The 18,180-nt window shown below is 66.7% G+C and carries 15 protein-coding genes; 8 read left to right on the top strand and 7 right to left on the bottom strand.

The genetic code is table 11. The annotated features are described in order from the left end of the window. Positions 1–26: 26 nt before the first annotated feature. From ugpE to ugpB, 3 genes are all read right to left on the bottom strand, one after another. A complete protein-coding gene (gene ugpE / locus HALZIN_RS0101190) occupies positions 27–872 on the bottom strand; it encodes a sn-glycerol-3-phosphate ABC transporter permease UgpE (RefSeq protein WP_031382435.1) in 846 nt (281 codons plus the stop codon). Continuing rightward, entirely contained in the window at positions 872–1,747 is an 876-nt protein-coding gene (gene ugpA / locus HALZIN_RS0101185; protein ID WP_031382434.1) for a sn-glycerol-3-phosphate ABC transporter permease UgpA, read from the bottom strand. Before ugpA ends, ugpE begins: the two co-directional genes overlap by 1 nt. A gap of 67 nt (positions 1,748–1,814) precedes the next feature. After that, complete coding sequence (ugpB, locus tag HALZIN_RS0101180) at positions 1,815–3,161, bottom strand: sn-glycerol-3-phosphate ABC transporter substrate-binding protein UgpB (RefSeq protein WP_051907311.1); 1,347 nt, start codon at positions 3,159–3,161, stop codon at positions 1,815–1,817. A gap of 308 nt (positions 3,162–3,469) precedes the next feature. Between ugpB and hmgA the strand changes: the two genes are divergently transcribed. The 4 genes from hmgA to HALZIN_RS0101160 all read left to right on the top strand — a co-directional run bounded on the left by hmgA (position 3,470) and on the right by HALZIN_RS0101160 (position 6,927). After that, positions 3,470–4,777: a homogentisate 1,2-dioxygenase gene (hmgA, locus tag HALZIN_RS0101175; protein ID WP_031382432.1), complete on the top strand. Its 1,308-nt coding sequence runs from the start codon at positions 3,470–3,472 to the stop codon at positions 4,775–4,777. Between the two features lie 34 nt (positions 4,778–4,811). Next, positions 4,812–5,831, top strand: coding sequence for a fumarylacetoacetate hydrolase family protein (locus HALZIN_RS0101170; RefSeq protein ID WP_031382431.1), 1,020 nt, complete (start codon positions 4,812–4,814; stop codon positions 5,829–5,831). A 12-nt stretch (positions 5,832–5,843) separates the two neighbouring features. Beyond that, on the top strand, positions 5,844–6,485 hold the full coding sequence (gene maiA, locus HALZIN_RS0101165) for a maleylacetoacetate isomerase (RefSeq protein ID WP_031382430.1): 642 nt from the start codon (positions 5,844–5,846) through the stop codon (positions 6,483–6,485). A 259-nt stretch (positions 6,486–6,744) separates the two neighbouring features. Next, a complete protein-coding gene (locus tag HALZIN_RS0101160; RefSeq protein WP_031382429.1) occupies positions 6,745–6,927 on the top strand; it encodes a hypothetical protein in 183 nt (60 codons plus the stop codon). Between the two features lie 33 nt (positions 6,928–6,960). Here HALZIN_RS0101160 and HALZIN_RS0101155 read toward each other — a convergent pair whose 3' ends face one another. After that, entirely contained in the window at positions 6,961–9,018 is a 2,058-nt protein-coding gene (locus tag HALZIN_RS0101155; protein ID WP_031382428.1) for a CocE/NonD family hydrolase, read from the bottom strand. A 67-nt stretch (positions 9,019–9,085) separates the two neighbouring features. Further along, a complete protein-coding gene (locus HALZIN_RS0101150; RefSeq protein WP_031382427.1) occupies positions 9,086–10,387 on the bottom strand; it encodes an ATP-grasp domain-containing protein in 1,302 nt (433 codons plus the stop codon). 281 nt (positions 10,388–10,668) lie between these two features. Here HALZIN_RS0101150 and HALZIN_RS0101140 point away from each other — a divergent pair, with 281 nt between their 5' ends. Beyond that, positions 10,669–11,535 carry a RibD family protein gene (locus tag HALZIN_RS0101140; RefSeq protein ID WP_031382426.1) on the top strand — a complete coding sequence of 289 codons (867 nt, stop codon included), beginning with the start codon at positions 10,669–10,671 and terminating at the stop codon, positions 11,533–11,535. A gap of 158 nt (positions 11,536–11,693) precedes the next feature. On the opposite strand, the gene HALZIN_RS0101135 is transcribed toward HALZIN_RS0101140, so the two are convergent. After that, entirely contained in the window at positions 11,694–11,945 is a 252-nt protein-coding gene (locus HALZIN_RS0101135; RefSeq protein ID WP_031382425.1) for a hypothetical protein, read from the bottom strand. A 149-nt stretch (positions 11,946–12,094) separates the two neighbouring features. On the opposite strand from HALZIN_RS0101135, the gene HALZIN_RS0101130 reads away from it, so the two are divergent. Next, positions 12,095–12,892, top strand: a complete 798-nt coding sequence (locus tag HALZIN_RS0101130; RefSeq protein WP_031382424.1) for a TlpA family protein disulfide reductase — start codon at positions 12,095–12,097, stop codon at positions 12,890–12,892. Between the two features lie 115 nt (positions 12,893–13,007). Then, on the top strand, positions 13,008–15,959 hold the full coding sequence (rapA, locus tag HALZIN_RS0101125; protein ID WP_031382423.1) for an RNA polymerase-associated protein RapA: 2,952 nt from the start codon (positions 13,008–13,010) through the stop codon (positions 15,957–15,959). 25 nt (positions 15,960–15,984) lie between these two features. On the opposite strand, the gene HALZIN_RS0101120 is transcribed toward rapA, so the two are convergent. After that, the gene (locus HALZIN_RS0101120; RefSeq protein ID WP_031382422.1) at positions 15,985–16,896 is read right to left on the bottom strand and encodes a TIGR01777 family oxidoreductase; all 912 of its coding nucleotides are present in this window, start codon (positions 16,894–16,896) and stop codon (positions 15,985–15,987) included. A gap of 369 nt (positions 16,897–17,265) precedes the next feature. Here HALZIN_RS0101120 and HALZIN_RS0101115 point away from each other — a divergent pair, with 369 nt between their 5' ends. Beyond that, positions 17,266–18,177: a MerR family transcriptional regulator gene (locus tag HALZIN_RS0101115; protein ID WP_035575062.1), complete on the top strand. Its 912-nt coding sequence runs from the start codon at positions 17,266–17,268 to the stop codon at positions 18,175–18,177. The last annotated feature ends 3 nt before the right edge of the window (positions 18,178–18,180 follow it).

The following is an 18,180-nucleotide window of genomic DNA, read 5'->3' as shown; positions in this document are numbered from 1 at the left end:
GGTGCCTTTCACGCCGTGGCAAGCGTTTACTTTTCTGTCTCGACCAGGCCTTTGACGAAGTAACGCTGCATCAGCAGGATCACCAGCACCGGCGGCCCCATGGCCAGCATCGCGGTGGCCGTGACATCCTGCCAGGGCACCAGAGCATCACCGGTCGTCAATAGACGCTTGAGACTGACCACAACGGTCAGATAGTCAGCATTGGTGGTAATCAACAGCGGCCAGAGATACTGGTTCCAGCCATAGATAAACATGATCACGAACAATGCCGCGAGATTGGTCTTCGACAACGGCAGCAGAATGTCACGCAGAAAACGCCAGGGGCCCGCGCCATCGATGCGCGCGGCCTCGACCAGCTCGGGCGGGATGGTCAGGTAGAACTGACGCAACAGGAAGGTCGCGGTGGCGCTGGCAATCAGCGGCAGGATCAGTCCCGCATAGCTGTCCAGCAGCCCCAGGTCGGCTACCACCGCGAAGGTTGGCATAATGCGTACCTCCACCGGCAGCATCAGGGTGATAAAGATCAGCCAGAAGCACAGCCGCCGCAACGGGAAGCGGAAGAACACGATGGCGTAGGCGGCCAGCAGCGAAATGGCGATCTTGCCCACGGCGATGCCCAGCGCCATCACCAGCGAGTTGGCGAGCAGGCGCAGCACGTCGGTGCCCAGGCCGCTCACCGGGTCGTTGATCAGCCGCGCGTAGTTGGACAACCCGGCATCGCCCACCCACAGCGGCGCGACGTTGGCGTAGAGGTCGCTCATGGAATGGGTGCTGGCGGTGAAGGCCAGCCACACCGGCAGGAAGAACAGGCCGCAACCGATGGCCAGCAGCAGGTGGCTGGCCAGATCAAGCCCGGGTCGTTGGTAGCGCATCAGTACTCGACTCGACGTTCGACGAAACGGAACTGGATCAGCGTCAGCAGCCCCACGAGGATCATCAACAGCACTGACTGGGCGGCACTGGCTCCCAGGTCCTGCCCCACGAAGCCATCCTGGTAGACCTTGTAGACCAGGGTGGTGGTGGCGCCGCCCGGCCCGCCGCCGGTGACAGTATCAATGGTGCCGAAGGTGTCGAAGAAGGCGTAGACGCTGTTCATCACCAGCAGGAAGAAACTGGTCGGCGACAACAACGGAAAGGTCACCGTCCAGAAGCGCCGCCAAGGGCCGGCACCGTCAATGGCGGCGGCCTCCAGCAGGCTCCTGGGAATGGCCTGCAGCCCGGCCAGGAAGAACACGAAGTTGTAGCTCATCTGCTTCCAGATCGAGGCCAGGATCACCAGCAGCAACGCCTGGCTGCCGTCGAGGTTGTGGTTCCAACCGATGCCCAGCGCCTTGAGGCCGGCACTCACCAGCCCCAGGGTCGGATCGAAGAGAAACAGCCACAACACGCCGGCCACCGCCGGCGCCACGGCATAGGGCCAGATAAGCAGTGTCTTGTAGGCATTGTCGCCCTTGATGACGCGATCGGCCAGCACCGCCAGCAGCAGGGCGATGGCCATCGCTCCAAGCGCCACCGCCAGGGAAAACACCACCGTGGTCCACACGGCGCTATAGTATTCGGGGCTTGTCAAGACGGCCACGAAATTGCCCAGCCCGGCGAACTGTCGTGACAGGCCGAAGGCATCCTCGACGTAGAAGGCCTGTTCGACCGCCTGCAGCGCCGGCCAGAAGAAGAACACCCCGACGATGATCAGCTGCGGCGCCATCAGCAACCAGGGAGTGAAACGATAGCGTTGAAAGTGGGTCATTCAGGGTCTCCGCAACGCACGCCGGCCCGCCAGCGACTCACGATGGCGGGCCGAACCTGGCGGGCGATCAGCTGTTGGCGCGCTGGAACTTGGCCAGCAGCGCGTTGCCCTTCTCGACCGCCTGGTCGAGTCCTTCCTGAACGCCGATGTTACCAGCGAAGATCTTCTCCAGGGCTTGGTTGATCACGTCGCGGATCTGCACCATGTTGCCCAGCCGCAGCCCCTTGGAGTTCTCGGTGGGCTCGGAACCGGTCATCTGCTTGATCGCCACGTCGGTGCCCGGGTTCTCGTCGTAGAACCCCTGCTCGCGGGTCAGCTTGGCGGCTGCGGTGGTGATCGGCAGATAGCCGGTGAACTGATGCCAGTCGGCCTGCACCTCGGGCGAGGAGAGGTACTTGAAGAACGCCGCGACCCCCTCCTTCTGCGCCTCGCTGGCGCCGTCGAGCACCCACAGCGAGGCGCCGCCGATGATGGTGTTGTTGGGCGTGTCGACGACCTCAGCATCGTAGGGCAGCGGCGCGACACCGAAGTTGAAGTCGGCATTGTCACGCACCCCAGCGTAGGAGGCCGAGGAGCCCATCATCATCGCGCACTCGCCGGAGTAGAACTTGGGTGCGGCATCGTCCTTGCGGCCGCCGTAAGCGAAGCGTCCGTCCTGCTGCCACTGGTTGAGACGCTGGATATGATCGACCACCGCGGTGTCGTTGAACTGCAGGCGGGCGTCCAGCCCCTTGAAGCCATTGGCCTTACTGGCGAAGGGAATGTCGTTGCGCGCCGAGTAGTTCTCGAGCATCACCCAGGAGGGCCAGGTAGTAGTCAGGCCACACTGCGCGGCGCCGGAATCCACCACCTTCTCGAGCGTCTTGCCGAGGCCCTGCCAGGTCGTCGGCACCTCGTCGACGCCGGCCTTCTCCAGAATGTCGCGGTTGACGTAGGTCACCGGCGTGGAGGAGTTGAACGGCAGCGAGAGCATCTTGCCGTCGGCCGTGGTGTAGTAGCCGGCGACCGCCGACAGGTAGGCATTCGGGTCGAAGTCGACGTCGGCATCCGCCATCAGCTGATAGACCGGCACGATGGCGCCCTTGGCGTACATCATGGTCGCGGTGCCAACCTCGTAGATCTGCACGATCTGCGGTGCCTTGCCGGCACGGAAGGCGGCGATCGCCGAGGTCATGGTTTCGGTGTAGTTGCCCTTGAAGACAGGCTTGACGACGTATTCATCCTGGCTGGCGTTGAAGTCGGCGGCGATCTCGTTGACCTTCTCGCCGAGCGTGCCGCCCATGGCGTGCCACCATTCGATCTGTGTTTCAGCCTGGGCCGAACCCATGCTCAAGAGTGTCGCGGCCAGAGTACCGGCCAGTCCCGGAGCGGCACGGCGCCACGCGAGGGAGGGAATAAACAGCGAACGAGACATGCAAGGCTCCTGTACAAGCTTGGGGTCGACGGACACGGGCCCCGTACCGCGACTCGCTGATCGAACGATCAGGCATTGTTATCGGTTGTCCATCGTTCGAAAGACAATCGCGATCTTAAAGGTGGTCGCATTACAAGATCCTGACCATTAGATGTTCGTTTGATGACATATCGACCGCCGGATTTAGGTTCCGCACCTCACGAACACAGCCCTTGACCGCGGCTGCCACCCTCACTACGATTTAGTTTCAAATGAAACCAAATGCCGGCGTGGTCGTGTCTTGCCCGTATCGATGACGAGGAACGCTCATGAATAACAAACCGGAATACTTAAGCGGGTTCCGCAACCATCATGCCAGCGAGGCCCTGCCCGGCGCGCTGCCGGAAGGCCAGAACTCGCCCCAGCGCTGCCCCTACGGGCTCTACGCCGAACAACTGACCGGTTCGGCATTCACCGCCCCGCGCAGCCACAACCTGCGCAGCTGGCTGTACCGCATCCGCCCCTCGGTGGCGCAAAGCGCCTATCGCCCGCTTGCGCGCGGCCAGTGGGCCACGGCGCCACCGCACGAGCCGGCCGCCGATCCCAACCAGATGCGCTGGGATCCGCATCCGCTGCCCGACATCCCCACCGACTTCATCGACGGGCTGATGACGATCGCCGTCAATGGCGATGCCACGGCACAGACCGGCTGCGGCGTGCACGTCTACGCCTTCAACCGCGACATGACCGAGCGCTTCTGCTACGACGCCGACGGCGAGCTGCTGATCGTGCCGCAGCAGGGTGCGATCACGCTGCGTAGCGAACTGGGCGTGCTTGAGGTGGCTTCGGGTGAGATCGCCGTGATTCCGCGCGGGATCAAGTTCCAGGTCCGGCTCGCCGGCGGTGCCGAGGCGGCGCGCGGCTATGTCTGCGAGAACTATGGCAGCCCGTTCGAGCTGCCCGGTCTGGGGCCGATCGGCGCCAACGGGCTGGCCAACCCGCGCGACTTTCTGAGTCCGGAGGCGTGCTACGAGGACGTGACCGGCGAGTTCGAGCTCGTCGCCAAGTTCTCGGGCCGGTTGTGGGCGACCCGGCTCGACCATTCGCCGCTGGACGTGGTGGCCTGGCACGGTAACTACGCGCCCTACAAGTACGACCTGGCGCGCTTCAACACCCTCAACACGGTGAGCTTCGACCATCCCGACCCGTCGATCTTCACCGTACTGACCTCGGCCTCCGACACGCCGGGAATGGCCAACATCGACTTCGTGATCTTCCCGCCGCGCTGGATGGTGGCCGAGCACACCTTTCGCCCGCCCTACTTCCATCGCAACCTGATGAGCGAGTTCATGGGCCTGATCCACGGCGCGTACGACGCCAAGGCCGAAGGCTTCCTGCCCGGCGGAGCGAGCCTGCACAACAGCATGTCGCCCCACGGGCCCGACGCGGAGACCTTCGAGAAGGCGACGTCCGCCGAACTGGCCCCGCAGCGTCTGGGCGACACCCTGGCCTTCATGTTCGAGAGCCGCTACGTGTACCAGCCGACCCCGGCCGCCCTGGACGCCGACTTCCGCCAGCGCGGCTACGTCGACGTGTGGGCGGGCTTGCGCTCGCACTTCACCCCCGGCCAGCGCTGATTGACCTCCGACGACACCGAACAAGGGCCGCTTCATGAAACTTGCCACACTCAACCAGGGCCGCGACGGCCAGCTGATCGTGGTCTCCCGCGACCTGGCCCGCGCCGTACGCGTGCCGCAGATCGCCGCCACCCTGCAGCAGGCCATCGAGAACTGGGACGCCCTCGCCCCCCGGCTGGACGCCGTCTATGCCGAACTCAACGCCGGCCAGGCCGCGGACGCCTTCGCCCTCGACATGAGCGCGCTGCATTCACCCTTGCCGCGTACCTATCACTGGGCCGACGGCTCGGCCTACCTGAATCACGTGCAACTGGTGCGCCAGGCGCGCGGCGCCGAGATGCCCGAGACGTTCTGGAACGACCCGCTGATGTATCAGGGCGGCGGCGATCGTTTCCTGGCGCCACGCGAGGATATCGAGGCGCTCAGCGAGGAGCACGGCATCGACCTGGAGGGCGAGCTGGCGGTGATCGTCGACGACGTGCCGATGGCCGTCTCGCCCGAGCGGGCCGCCGAGCACATCAAGCTCGTCATGCTGGTCAACGACGTCAGCCTGCGCGGGCTGATTCCCGGCGAGCTGGCCAAGGGCTTCGGCTTCTTCCAGGCCAAGCCGGCCTCGAGCTTCTCGCCGATCGCCGTCACCCCGGACGAGCTGGGCGACGCCTGGCGCGACGGCCGGGTTCATCGGCCGCTGACCGTGCATCTCAACGGCGAGAAATTCGGCGAGCCCGAGGCCGGCCCCGATATGGTCTTCGGCTTCCCGCAGCTCATCGCACATGCCGCCAGGACGCGCCAGCTGGGTGCGGGAGCGATCATCGGCTCGGGCACCGTCTCCAACCCCGGCGTCGACGGCGGGCCCGGCAAGCCCATCGCCGAGGGTGGGGTCGGCTACAGCTGCCTGGCCGAGGTGCGCATGGTCGAGAAGATCCTGCACGGCGAGATCACCACGCCCTTCCTGCGCTTCGGCGACCGGGTGCGCATCGAGATGTTCGACCCTCAGGGCGACAGCATCTTCGGCGCCATCGACCAGCAGGTCGTCCAATACCATGCGAAGTGAGCGGAGGCCCCGATGAAACTCTACGGCTACTTTCGCTCATCGGCGGCCTACCGGGTGCGCATCGCGCTCAATCTCAAGGGGCTGGACTACGACCAGATCGCGGTCGATCTGACCGGCGGCGAGCAGCGCGGCGCGGACAACCTCGCCCGCAATCCCCAAGGGCTGGTGCCGACCCTCGAGACCGATAGCGGCACGCGGCTGACCCAGTCGCTGGCGATCTGCGAATATCTTGACGAGCGCCATCCCGAACCGCCGTTGCTGCCCGCGGACGCCGAGGGGCGCGCCCGGGTACGCGCACTGGCTCAGCTGATCGCCTGCGAGATCCATCCGCTCGACAATCTCAAGGTGCTCAAGTATCTGACCGGCGTGCTGGGCCTCGACGAGACGGCCAAGCTCGGTTGGTATCGGCACTGGATCGCCGAGGGCTTCGAGGCGCTGGAGGCGCTGCTCGTCGATTCATCCGATACCGGCGCGTTCTGTCACGGCGATACCCCGACCCTGGCCGATGCCTGCCTGGTGCCGCAGGTCTTCAATGCGCGACGCTTCGAGTGCGACTTGAGCGGCTACCCGACGATCCGGCGCATCGCCGCGCGTTGCGACACACTGGACGCCTTCCAGCGCGCGGCCCCCGGCGCACAACCGGACGCCCGCTGAGTCAAGGAGAAGATCGAGAACCAGGCCACCCATAGATTCAGTAGCTCGAAGTGCCCCATGAAGGAGATCTGTGCGTCCATGCATGCCCTTCGATGACAGGAGCCGTTCGCGCCGTCATGGCCGGATCAGAAAACCGATACTTTCCAGCTCATCGTCCTGATCGGCAAGCCGTTATTTTTCGTTTAGAAAACCATGTTTCTCAGCGAGCGTAACTCTTCCATGCTGATTGTGTACTTATGTAATCGGAATGGAGGCTGTCATGACCCAGCGAAGCTTCAAGATCACCCCCGCCACGCTCGCCCCTCGCGGACGCTTGCAGCAACCGGATTATTGGCTGTTGCTGGAAACCACCGGCGGCAAGGTCCGCGAGATCGATCGCTACCCGACCTACCCCGAGGCGGTCCAGGCCAACCGCGAGGTCTGCGAACGTCAACTGCACTGACCCGGCGCGCTGCTCGCGACCTGGTGGCGAACGCTAGACCAGGTCGCGAGGTATTTCCTCGTCCCAGCTCTTGGCGAACACCCGGCTATCGCCCTCGTAGGCGTCAAGGGTGGCGCGCAGGCGGAAGTTGTCGGCGTCCGAGGTCATCAGCGTGCGGGTCACGGTGCGCACCTGCCAGTCGCCACGCCGGAAGTGGCGTTCCCATTCGGTCCAGCCGCTGAGGCTGGCGTAATTGCCGTAGGCATAGCTGTAGCGCTCGGTGACCCGCACGGCGAGCTCCAGGTCGATGTCGTCGAGCCGATAGACGCCTGCGTCGTTGACCACCTCGAGGGTGGTGCGGTCGTTGGCCAGATCGCGGATCACCCGCCAGGCCTCCTGGCTCGGCTGGATCAGCGTGCGCGCCAGCGGCGGTGCGCCTTCCGGCATGTCGAAGGCCGGCAACGCCGCCTCCTCGGCCGGGCTGGGCTCGCGGCATGGCAGGATCAGCCGGCTGGAGGCCGGATACAGGGTCAAGCGCACCGGGCTCGGCGACGGCCAGGCCAGCGGCCAGTAGCTACTCGACAGCGACAGTCGCAAGGCATGCCCTACCGGGAACTGCTGGGCGATGTGCTTGAGCGGGATGCGCACCCGGTAGCGCTTGCCCGGCTCGAGCGGCTCGGGATGCTCGTCGCTGTCGCGATGGGTCAGGTTGAGCAGGCCGTATGAGACCCGAGTGGCCTTGTCGTCCACGGCGATGTCGTTCAGCCGCAGGGCGATCATCGCCACCGGCTGGTCGGCCTCGAGCTCAAGCTCGGCCATCGGCTGGCCGCAGATCTCGAGCGTCTCGCCGAGCGGCCGGGTCTGGAAGATCAACGCCCCGCCATCCTCGTCGCGCTGGTCGTGGGGCAGGTCGGGGGGCGCATTGTAGGAACACCACTTGCCGGCGTAGAGGCCGACGAACAGCGGCGAACGGATCGTCAGCGGAACGTCGTCGACCTCGGGCGCGGCGGCGCCCGGCGCGGCGGCGATCTGGGCGACATCGGGGACCAGATCGTGGCCGCTGGTCAGGCGAAAGGATTGAGGCACGATCGTCGGCGACGGCCAGCTCGGCTCGCTGACCCAGCGTCCGGGGCGCACCTCGTAGCGCGCCGAGGGCGGCACCGAATCCTGCATCCAGACCCGCAGCATCGGCTCATCCATGATCCCGGTCTGCTGGCCTTTCAGCCAGTAATCCCACCAGCGCAGCGTCTCCTGCAGAAAACCGATCGCCGGGCCCGGCACGCCAAGGTGCGGGTACTTGTGCGCCCAGGGCCCGACCAGGCCCTTGCGCGGCACGTCGAGCCCTTCCAGCAGGCGGAACACGGCATTGCAGTAGCCATCGGCCCAGCCGCTCACGGCGTAGACCGGGCAGCGGATCCGCGCGAAGTCCTCGCCCACCGAGCCATGCTTCCAGTAGGCGTCGCGGCGCTGATGGGCCAGCCAGGTCGCCAGCCACAGGCCGCTGCCTTCCAGGCGCTGCTGCCACAGCTCGCGCCAGCGCTCGCCGACCAGCGCCGGGTCGGGCGGGCTGGCGTTGGCATCGAACATCGTCGAGGCCCACGACAGGTTGTCGCCGAGTAGACAGCCGCCCATGTGGTGAACATCGTCGGCGTAGCGGTCGTCGGTGGAGCACAGCGTGATCACCGCCTTGAGCTGGGGCGGCTGGAGAGCGGCGATCTGCAGGCCGTTGAAGCCGCCCCATGAGATGCCGATCATCCCCACGTTGCCGTCGCACCACGGCTGGCGTTCCAGCCAGTCGAGAATCTCGACACCGTCGTCGAGCTCCTGCTGCAGGTACTCATCGGTTAGCACGCCATCCGATTCGCCGCTGCCGCGAATGTCGACGCGCACCCCGGCATAGCCGTGACCGGCCCAGTAGGGGTGGGTCTGGGCATCGCGCTGGGCGGTCAGGTCACGCTTGCGGTAAGGCAGGTATTCGAGGATCGCCGGTACCGGCCGCTGTTCGGCATCCACCGGCCGCCAGATGCGTACCGCCAGCCGGCAACCGTCGGCAAGCGTGATCCAGGTCTCCTCTTCGTGAACCCGGCGTGGAAAGTCGCTGACGATGCGCATGGCGGTCCCTTATCGTGTCGTTATTCGGCATGGATGCTTTCAGGGTAGGCGAAGCGCCGCGCGGCGTTCAGCCAATGACCTCCTCGAATTCGAACGTCAGCGATTCGGCAAGCGCGGTGTAGTCGGCGAGCAGCGCCTCGTCGCTGTCGGCGCCCATCCAGATGTGCGCCAGCGCGAAGCTGTAGCTGTCCTGCTCGGGCAACGTGGAAAGCCGCGTGCCGAGGCCGACCTGCAGGGCGATCACGCACCCCGGGAAGCGTTGCTGCAACGCGTCGATCTCTTGAACACTGGGTACCCGCGTGACCACGGCATCGACGAAGAACACCCGATAGAAGAACTTTCCCGCCACCTCGTAAGCGCCCTCTGCCGTGGGCATGTCGGGGCGCTGGCCCAGCGCCAGGTCGACGCTGACCTGCTGATGGCTGACCCCGTCGACCTTCTCGAACAGATCGCAGTGCGACTGGGAAATGCGCGTGTTGATCTCGAGCAGCCAGATGCGGTTCTGGACTTCGTCCCAGAAGAATTCGACGTTGAACGCGGCGTTGTCGTAGCCGATATGGGTCATGATGGTGGTGGTCAGCTCGCGCATCTTGTCCTGGATGTGAGTCGGCAAGCGCGAGGGGTAGCGGTAGTAGAAGAAGCTCAACACCTGCGGGTAGCGAATCGAATCGACGATGCCGTAGGGCACCACCTCGCCCTGGAAGACGTAGCCTTCCACCGTGCACTGCCAGCCGCCGATGATCTCCTCGGCCATGCAGAAGCCGCCGTCCACCGCGCGTACCGCGTCGGGCAGGTTGGCCTGTTCGAGGATGAAGTTGAACGGCTCGGAAATCAGCCCGATATCCTCGCGCAACCGGGCGATCGCGGCACCGAAGTCCTCGGGACTGTCGATGCGAAAGCCCAGCCGCGAGCCCGATGACTTGATCGGCTTGACGAAGAACGGGAAGTACAGCCCCGCCTCGCCGATACGCGACAGCGCGCTATCGTCGAATGGGTCGAAGGCGGTGAAGCGCGGGATGTAATTGCCGATCACCTCGCGCTGGGTCAGCCGACTCCAGTACTTGTGCTCGCACTTGAGCAGGCTCTCGAGGCTGGCGGTCGGTGTGGCGTAGCGCTCGCACAGCAACGGCAGCATGGTCGAGACGGGGAAGTCCATGTAGCCGACGATGGCGTCGATGCGCCCCGCGAAGGCGTCCAGTTGCGCCGTGGCCTGGTTCAGCATGGCCTCGATGGGGAATATTTCGGTGTCGTAGACCGCTTCCGGTTCGATCACGCCATGAAAACGGTACTCGCTGGCGCCGCGGAGGTGCTCGAGACGCTCGCGATTGAACGCATTGAGCCCGACGACGAAGACGTTGCGCGCATCCATCGCTGCCTCCCTGGCACCCGAACGGGTCGCCTGTGAGTGATCTCGTGCGAGAACGGAACGCCGCCTCGCGGCCACTATCGCCAAGCAGCCGCCCCACCCGACAGGCGACCCGTCGCATGGGCCATACCTGCTACAGCGTTATGCTCAAGATAGCCGCTGGCGGCGAGCCAAAAGTATGAAAATAGTCATCCTCGGCGCCAAACGCGGCGCCGATGCGCGTGCTATCGTGCCATTCGCAGTCGCCATCGAATCGACCTGGAAAGCATTTGGAAAGCACGGCCATGACACTCCTCAGGCTCTATCCCGCCCCCACGCAGGCATGCACGCTGGAAGGGCTCTATCTCGACACGCCGCTCGATCACGCCCCGCACGCCATCCCCTTCGTCTACAGCAACTTCGTCACCAGCCTCGATGGCCGGGTCGCCGTGGAGGACGCCGCGGGCCACGACGAGGTGCCGACGAGCGTCGCCAACCGCCATGACTGGCGGCTCTATCAAGAGCTTGCGGCACGCGCCGACGCCCTGCTGATCGGTGGACGCTACTTCCGCCAGCTGGCCGAAGGGCGCGCCCAGGCCGCGCTGCCGGTGGCCGACGACCCGGCCTTCAGCGATCTGCTGGCGTGGCGCCGCACCCAGGGCTTGCGGCCTCAGTCCGATGTGGTGGTGCTCAGCAATACGCTCGACTTCCCGCTACCCGAGACGCTGCTCGAGCAGGGCCGGCGGGTATTGATCTTCATCGCCCGCTCGCTGATCAGCGCCGAGCGGCGCGATCGCCTGGCCGCCCAGGGGGCCGAAGTGATCGGCCTGGACGCCGAGCCGGACGCCGCCAGCATCACCGGCGAGCTCGACATATGCCAGGTCGTCCGGCGACTCGGCGAGCGCGGCTACCGGCGGATTTATTCGGTGGCCGGTCCTTATTCACTGCATTCGCTGCTGCGCCATGGCGTGCTGGATACGCTGTTCGTCACCCAGCGCCTGACGATGATCGGCGGCGAGCGTTACCAGAGCCTGCTCGAAGGCCCGGCGCTCGCTGCCCCGGTCGGCTTGTCGCTGGCCAGTCTCTATTATCAGCAGGACGTCGACGGGGGCGCCGGGCAGCTCTTCGCCCGCTTCGACCGGCGCGCATCCGCCGAGGCGGCGGGTCGCTAGCCAAAGCCGATAGGCGGATTGCGCTGATCAGCAGTGGTACATTCCTGAATCAGCGCCGGTTGGCACAAGTATCGCTTGCCAATGAATGAACGCCGGCGGTGAGCGACAAGGAGCGTATCGCGTTGGGTGCGCAGGTTGATCGTCAGCCGCGAAAGCGCTCAATCCGCGGATTCGCGCTCACGGCGCGCCGCGCCGCGCCGGGCGCGCTCCGCCGCCTTGCGGCCGCGGTTGTAACGGTACTGGCGGATCCCCGCGATGCTCAGCGCGGCAAGCAGCATCGCCGCCAGCGTTGCCCCTTGCCAGGGCCGCGCGGCGTCGCCGAGCACGGTTTCCAGGGTAATGATCAGGATGAAGCCCAGCGCCTGGCTGGCGATCGCCAGGGCGCGCAGGCCATCGTAGCGCTTGGCCATGACAGCGACTCCGGTGACGCAACGTAGCGTCGTGCGATGATCAGGGCGGATGACAGCGGGGCCGCGGCCCCGTAGGCTGGCCATTGTAGCCTGCCAGCACAGCGCTGACGACGCGCCCGTCCGCCGTCCCGCATGGAACCTTGTCGCTCATGGACGCCATCGCCCTCGGGCCATTGCTCATCGCCCTGCCGCGCCTGTACGCCTTCGTCAGCGCCGGGTCGCTGCTGCTCGCCAGCGCATTGCTGCTGCGCCTGCCCGCCACGCAACGCGGCCGCTGGTTCAACGGCCTGTTGCTCGCTGCGCTGCTTGGCGCGCGGCTGGGCTACGTGCTGCTCCATGCCGACAGCTATCGCGCCGCGCCGCTCGATGCCTTCAAGCTGTGGCAACCCGGCTATCTGCCGCTCGCGGGCTTATTGGCCGGCGCGGCCTGGACGTCGTGGTCGCTGCGTCGCCGGCCTCGCCAGGCAGTCACCGCCCAGGGCCTGCTGATCGTTGCTGCCGGGTTGTGGGCCGGGCTGATGGCCTGGCAACCGCTCGCTTCGGAGGCCACCCTGCAACGCTTGCCCACCATCACTCTCGACGCGCTCGACGGCGACCGGGTGGCACTTGCCGAGCTCGCGGACAAGCCGCTGCTGATCAACCTCTGGGCCAGTGGCTGCCCGGCCTGTCGGCGTGAGCTGGCGCTGCTCGCCGAGGCTGCGCAGCGCGGCGATGTGCGGGTGGTGACGGTCAACCAGGGCGAGAGCCTGCTCGAGGTCGCGCGCTACCTGGACCGACAGGCCCTGGACCTGCCGCTGACGCTGCTCGACCCGCGTCAACGGCTGACAGCGCTCAGCCAGGCCCCCGGATTACCGACCACGTTGTTCTATTCGGCCGACGGCAGGCTGCTGACCCGCCATGTCGGCGAATTCGGCCGCGCCCAGCTCGACGCCTGGCTCGACCGTTAAGCGCTTAATTGCCGCTGGAGATTGCTGTACCATACGCGCCCCGTCGCCGACCGGCCGCCCGCCATCGCCGGCGGCCGGGACGCAACGCACCGTATTCCTGAGCATCCGAGGCACCATGAGCGAATTCATTCCCGGTCAGCGCTGGATCAGCGACGGCGAGGCCGACCTGGGCCTGGGCACCATCCTCAACGTCGATGCGCGCAGCGTCACCGTGCTTTTCGCGGCCAGCCAGGAGACGCGCACCTACAGCGTGCGCCAGGCGCCGCTGACCCGGGTGATGTTCGGCAGCGGCGACCGTATCGAGTCCGCCGACGGCAGCCAGCTGAGCGTCGACGACTCCAAGGAGCGCGACGGCCTGGTGGTCTATATCGGCCAGGACGCTGCCGGCGAGTGGCACGAACTCTCCGAGACCGAGCTCTCCGACCGCATGCCGTTCAACCAGGCCCGCGACCGGTTGCTGACCGGTCAGGTCGACCGCAACGACTGGTTCGACCTGCGCTTTCGCACCCTGCACCATCATCATCGCATCAGCCAGAATCCGGCGCTCGGCCTGGCCGGACCCAAGATCGACCTGATCCCCCACCAGCTGTACATCGCCGACGAAGTCTCGCGGCGTCACGCCCCGCGGGTGCTGCTCGCCGACGAGGTCGGCCTGGGCAAGACCATCGAAGCCGGGCTGATCCTGCACCGCCTGCTGCTCAACGGGCGCGCCGAGCGCGCGCTGATCCTGGTCCCCGACAGCCTGACCCACCAATGGCTGGTCGAGCTGCTGCGGCGCTTCGCCCTGGATGTCACGCTGCTCGACGAGCAGCAGAGCCAGGCCCACGGCGAGGCCAATCCGTTCGACGCCGGCCAGCTGATCCTGGCCAGCCAGCAATGGCTGTTCGCCAACCCGCACCGCCAACGCCAGGCCGAGGCCTGCGCCTGGGACCTGCTGATCGTCGACGAGGCCCACCATCTCGACTGGTCGCCGGCGGCCAGCGGCCCCGGCTACGACTGCGTGGAGCGCCTGGCGCGCGCCGTGCCCGGCCTGCTGCTGCTCACCGCCACTCCCGAGCAGATGGGCATGCACAGCCACTTCGCCCGGCTGCGTCTGCTCGACCCCGACCGCTATCATGACCTGGCGCGCTTTCGCGCCGAAGAGGCCGGCTACGTACAGGTCGCCGAGGCGATCGACGCGCTCGAGCGGTTGCCCGGCGACGCCGCGGCGCAATCCAGCGCCGCCGCGGTGATCGACGATGCCGACAGCCAGGCGCTGCTCGCGACCCTGGCCGACCCGCAGAGCGACGCCGCCCAGCAGCGCTCCGCCCGCGCTCAGCTGCGCGAGCAGTTGCTCGACCGCCACGGCACCGGCCGAGTGATGTTTCGCAACAGTCGGCGCCACGTCGGCGGCTTTCCCCCGCGCCACCTGCACGTCGCCCGGCTCGAGGCGCCCTCGGCCTATCGCCGGGTGCTGCGCAAGCTCGAGCGCGACGAGGACCACCTCGACGAGCTGCTGATCGAGACCGGCCTCGACCACCCCGATCTCATGCTCTATCTCGACACCACCTACCGCGCGCTGAGCGACGTTTCGCCGGGCGACGATCCGTTCAATGCCGAGCCCTGGTGGCAGATCGACCCGCGCGTCACCTGGCTGCTTGAACACCTCACCGGGGTCGGCCGCGACAAGACGCTGGTGATTGCCCACGACCGCGCCACCGCCGTCGAGCTGGCCGAGGCGCTGCGCGTGCTCGGCGGCATCCATGCGCCGGTGTTCCACGAAGGGCTGACGCTGGTCGAGCGCGACCGCGCCGCGGCGTCCTTCGCCGACGAGGAGGACGGCAGCCAGGTCATGGTGTGCTCGGAGATCGGCTCCGAGGGGCGCAACTTCCAGTTCTGCCGCCACCTGGTGATGTTCGACCTGCCCCAGTTGCCCGACCAGCTCGAGCAGCGCATCGGTCGCCTCGATCGCATCGGCCAGCGCCACGCCATCGAGATCCACGTGCCGGTGTTCGCCGGCAGCCCCGGTGAGCGGCTGTTGCGCTGGTATCGCGAGGGCATGGATGCCTTCGACGCGCCGCACGGCGTGGGCAGCGAACTCTACGCGGCGTTCGGCGACGCGCTGGCCGAAGCGCTGCTCGACGACGACGCCCTCGAGGCGGTGATCGACGAGACCCGCGCGCTGTTCGAGACCCGCCTGGCCGAGCGCGATGCCGGGCGCAACCGCCTGCTCGAGCTCAACGCCTGCCGCGGTGAGCGCGCCGCAACGGTCGCCGCGTCGATCCGCGAACTCGACGCCGACCGCGCGCTGCCGCGCTACCTGGATCAGGCGTTGGATATCTTCGGCGTCGACAGCCAGGAGCTCGGCAGCCAGCTCGTCCACCTGCGCGCCGGGCCGCACATGCTCGACGGCCTGCCGGGGCTCGCCAAGGGTGAGGAGGGCTTTACCGCGACCCGTTCCCGCGAGCGGGCACTGGCCCGCGACGACGTCCAGCATCTGTCGTGGGAACATCCATTGATCCGCGAACTGATGGGCCGGATTCTCACCGGCACGCTGGGCAACACCGCGCTGGCGCTGCTCGATCATCCATCGATCCCCGCCGGGCGGCTGATGGCCGAGCTGGTCTTCGTCACCGATTGCCCGGCCCCCAAACGCCTGCACGTCGATCGCTTCCTGCCGCCCACCGCGGTGCGCGTGCTGCTCGACGAATCCGGCGCCAATTTGTCCGCCAAGGTCTCGTTCAGCGGGCTGGCCAAGAACCTGCAGAAAGTCAAGAAGGCGGTCGCCCGCGACCTGATCAAGTCGCGCCACGCTCAGCTGCGCGAGCTGCTGGAAAAAGGCGAGCTCGAGGCCGAGCGCGAGCTGCCGACGATCGTCGAGGCCGCCCAGCAACGCATGCGCGGCGTGCTCGACGACGAGCTGTCACGGCTGCAGGCCCTGGCGCGTCACAACCCCGCGGTGCGCCAGGACGAACTCGATGCGCTGCGCAACGAGCGTCAGGCCCTCGATGCGGCGATCGAGGGCGCGCGGCTGCGCCTGGACGGCGTGCGGGTGATCGTCACCGTCGACCGCGAGACCCGCCGCTGACGACCGGCAGCGGCGTGGCGAGCAACTAAGCCGCCGCGCGCCCGCGCCGGAGAATATCGGCCAGCGCCGCGTCGAGGGTCTCGTAATTGAAGCGGAAACCGGCGTCGAGCAACCGCCGCGGGCGCATGTCGGCGCCGCTCAGCAACAGGTGCGACATCTCGCCCAGGCCCAGCTGCAGCAGCGGTGCCGGCACCGGCATCAGTGCCGGGCGGTGTAATTGCCGGGCCAGGGTGGCGGCGAATTCGGCGTTGCGCACCGGGTGCGGCGCCGAGGCATTGAAGGCACCGCTCAGGGTATCGTGATCGAGCAGGAACTCGATGCTGCGTACGTGATCCTCGCGGTGGATCCACGGCATGAACTGACGGCCGTCGCCGAAACGTCCACCCAGGCCCATCCTGAACGCCGGCAGCAGCTTGGCCAGCGCCCCGCCGCCGGCATCGAGCACCAATCCGGTGCGCAGCAGCACGACTCGCACGCCATGGCGCTCGGCCTCGTGAGCCTTGGCTTCCCACTGGGCGCACAAGCGGTGCGCAAATTCCTCGTTGGGCGAGGTCGTCTCGTCCACGGCACGCTGGCCCTGGTCGCCGTAATAGCCCATCGCCGAACCCGAGATCATCACCCGCGGCGGCGTGCTCGACTGTCGGCACAGATCCACCAGTTGCTGGGTGACGCTCAGCCGCGAGTCGAACAATCGCCGCTTCTGGGCCTCGCTCCAGCGCTTGCCGGCGATCGGCTCGCCGGCCAGATTGACGATCGCCTCGGGCTCGCGCTGGGCGAAGGCGGCCACCGTGTCGCGAATGTCGCAGCCTTCGGGCAGCCCCTGCCTGGCCGAATCCGGCGTTCGCGACAGGACCATCAGCTCGTGGCCGTCTCGCGCCAGTCGCCGGCAGAGTAGCCGCCCCACGAAGCCGCTGCCTCCCGTGATCAGAATACGCATGGCGCCTCCTGTCGTTGCCTGTATCGCGACGCGACGGCGGCGTCGCGGATGAACCGGCGACACGTATCGAACGCTGCGGGCGGATGCCTGGCTGAGCGAGCCTCTGCCGCGATTCGGTGCGTGTCGAGTTATACGGCTATTGTACGTCTCTGATAGTCTAGTCAGTGGCCGTCGCACTTGCCCAGCCACGCCTAGTGCAGGCCAGTGCAGGCCGACGCCGCATCAGCCATATAAACGGGAACAGTTGTACAAAGCCATTATTTTGTATAACTCTTAATCCACTCCTGTCGGCATCGCCGCTATGTACAGGACACGACCGCTTCCGGGACCAGAGGCGGTATCGCCAGACAGCTAGGGACACGCGTGCGCATGATCAATGACCAGCCCATGGGACACGCCGGCTCGGCGCTGTATCCGATTCGCGAAGTCTCGCGCTTGACCGGCGTCAACGCGGTGACGCTGCGCGCCTGGGAGCGCCGCTATAGCTTGATCCGCCCGCAACGCACCCCCAAGGGGCACCGGCTCTACGCCCGCGAGGACATCCAGCGCGTCGAGCGCATTCTCCATTGGCTCGACCGCGGCGTACCGGTCAGCCAGGTGCGCGATCTGCTCGACCGTCCCGACAAGACCGAGCAGATCGCGATCGACGAGGGCGACTGGGTCGGCCAGCGCCAGCAATGGATAGCGGTGGTCGAGGCGCTCGATGTGCAGGGCCTCGAAGGGTTGTTCAACCAGGCCCTGGCGCTCTATCCCGCCGAGGTCTGCCTGATGGAGATCTGGCAGCCGGTCGTCAAGCAACTCGAGGAGCGCTGGCATGACCAGTTGGGCGCCGCCGTGCAGCGCCAGCTGCTGGAAAGCTTTCTGCGCACGCGTGTCGGAACGCGCCTGTATCACGCCAATCAGTACGTGCATGGACCCTTGCTGTTGCTCTCGCGGCTATCCGACGAGGCCGACCGGCTGGGCGTACTCTTGCTGGCGCTGGCTGCCAGCGCCGCCGGCTACCGCATCCAGCTGTTCGACACGCCGGCGCCGCTCGGCGAGTGGACGCTGGTCATGGAACGCCTGGGTGCCGCCGCGCTGCTGTTGACCAGCGACCGCGCCGAAGGCAACGAACTGATGCGCCGCCACCTGCCGCGGCTCGCCGGGCAGCTCAAGGCGCCGCTCTGCCTGGCCGGCCCGGTCACACACATACGCGCGACCGAGCTCGAAACCAGCGTCATCCAGCCCCTCGGCGACATGCCGGTCGCGGCGATCGAGCGTCTGCGCAATATACTCGACTGACCC

The sequence above is a fragment of the Halomonas zincidurans B6 genome (genome assembly GCF_000731955.1).
GTDB lineage: Bacteria > Pseudomonadota > Gammaproteobacteria > Pseudomonadales > Halomonadaceae > Modicisalibacter > Modicisalibacter zincidurans.
Note: the sequence above shows the minus strand (reverse complement) of the source record. Positions and strands in the feature narration are given on the sequence as shown.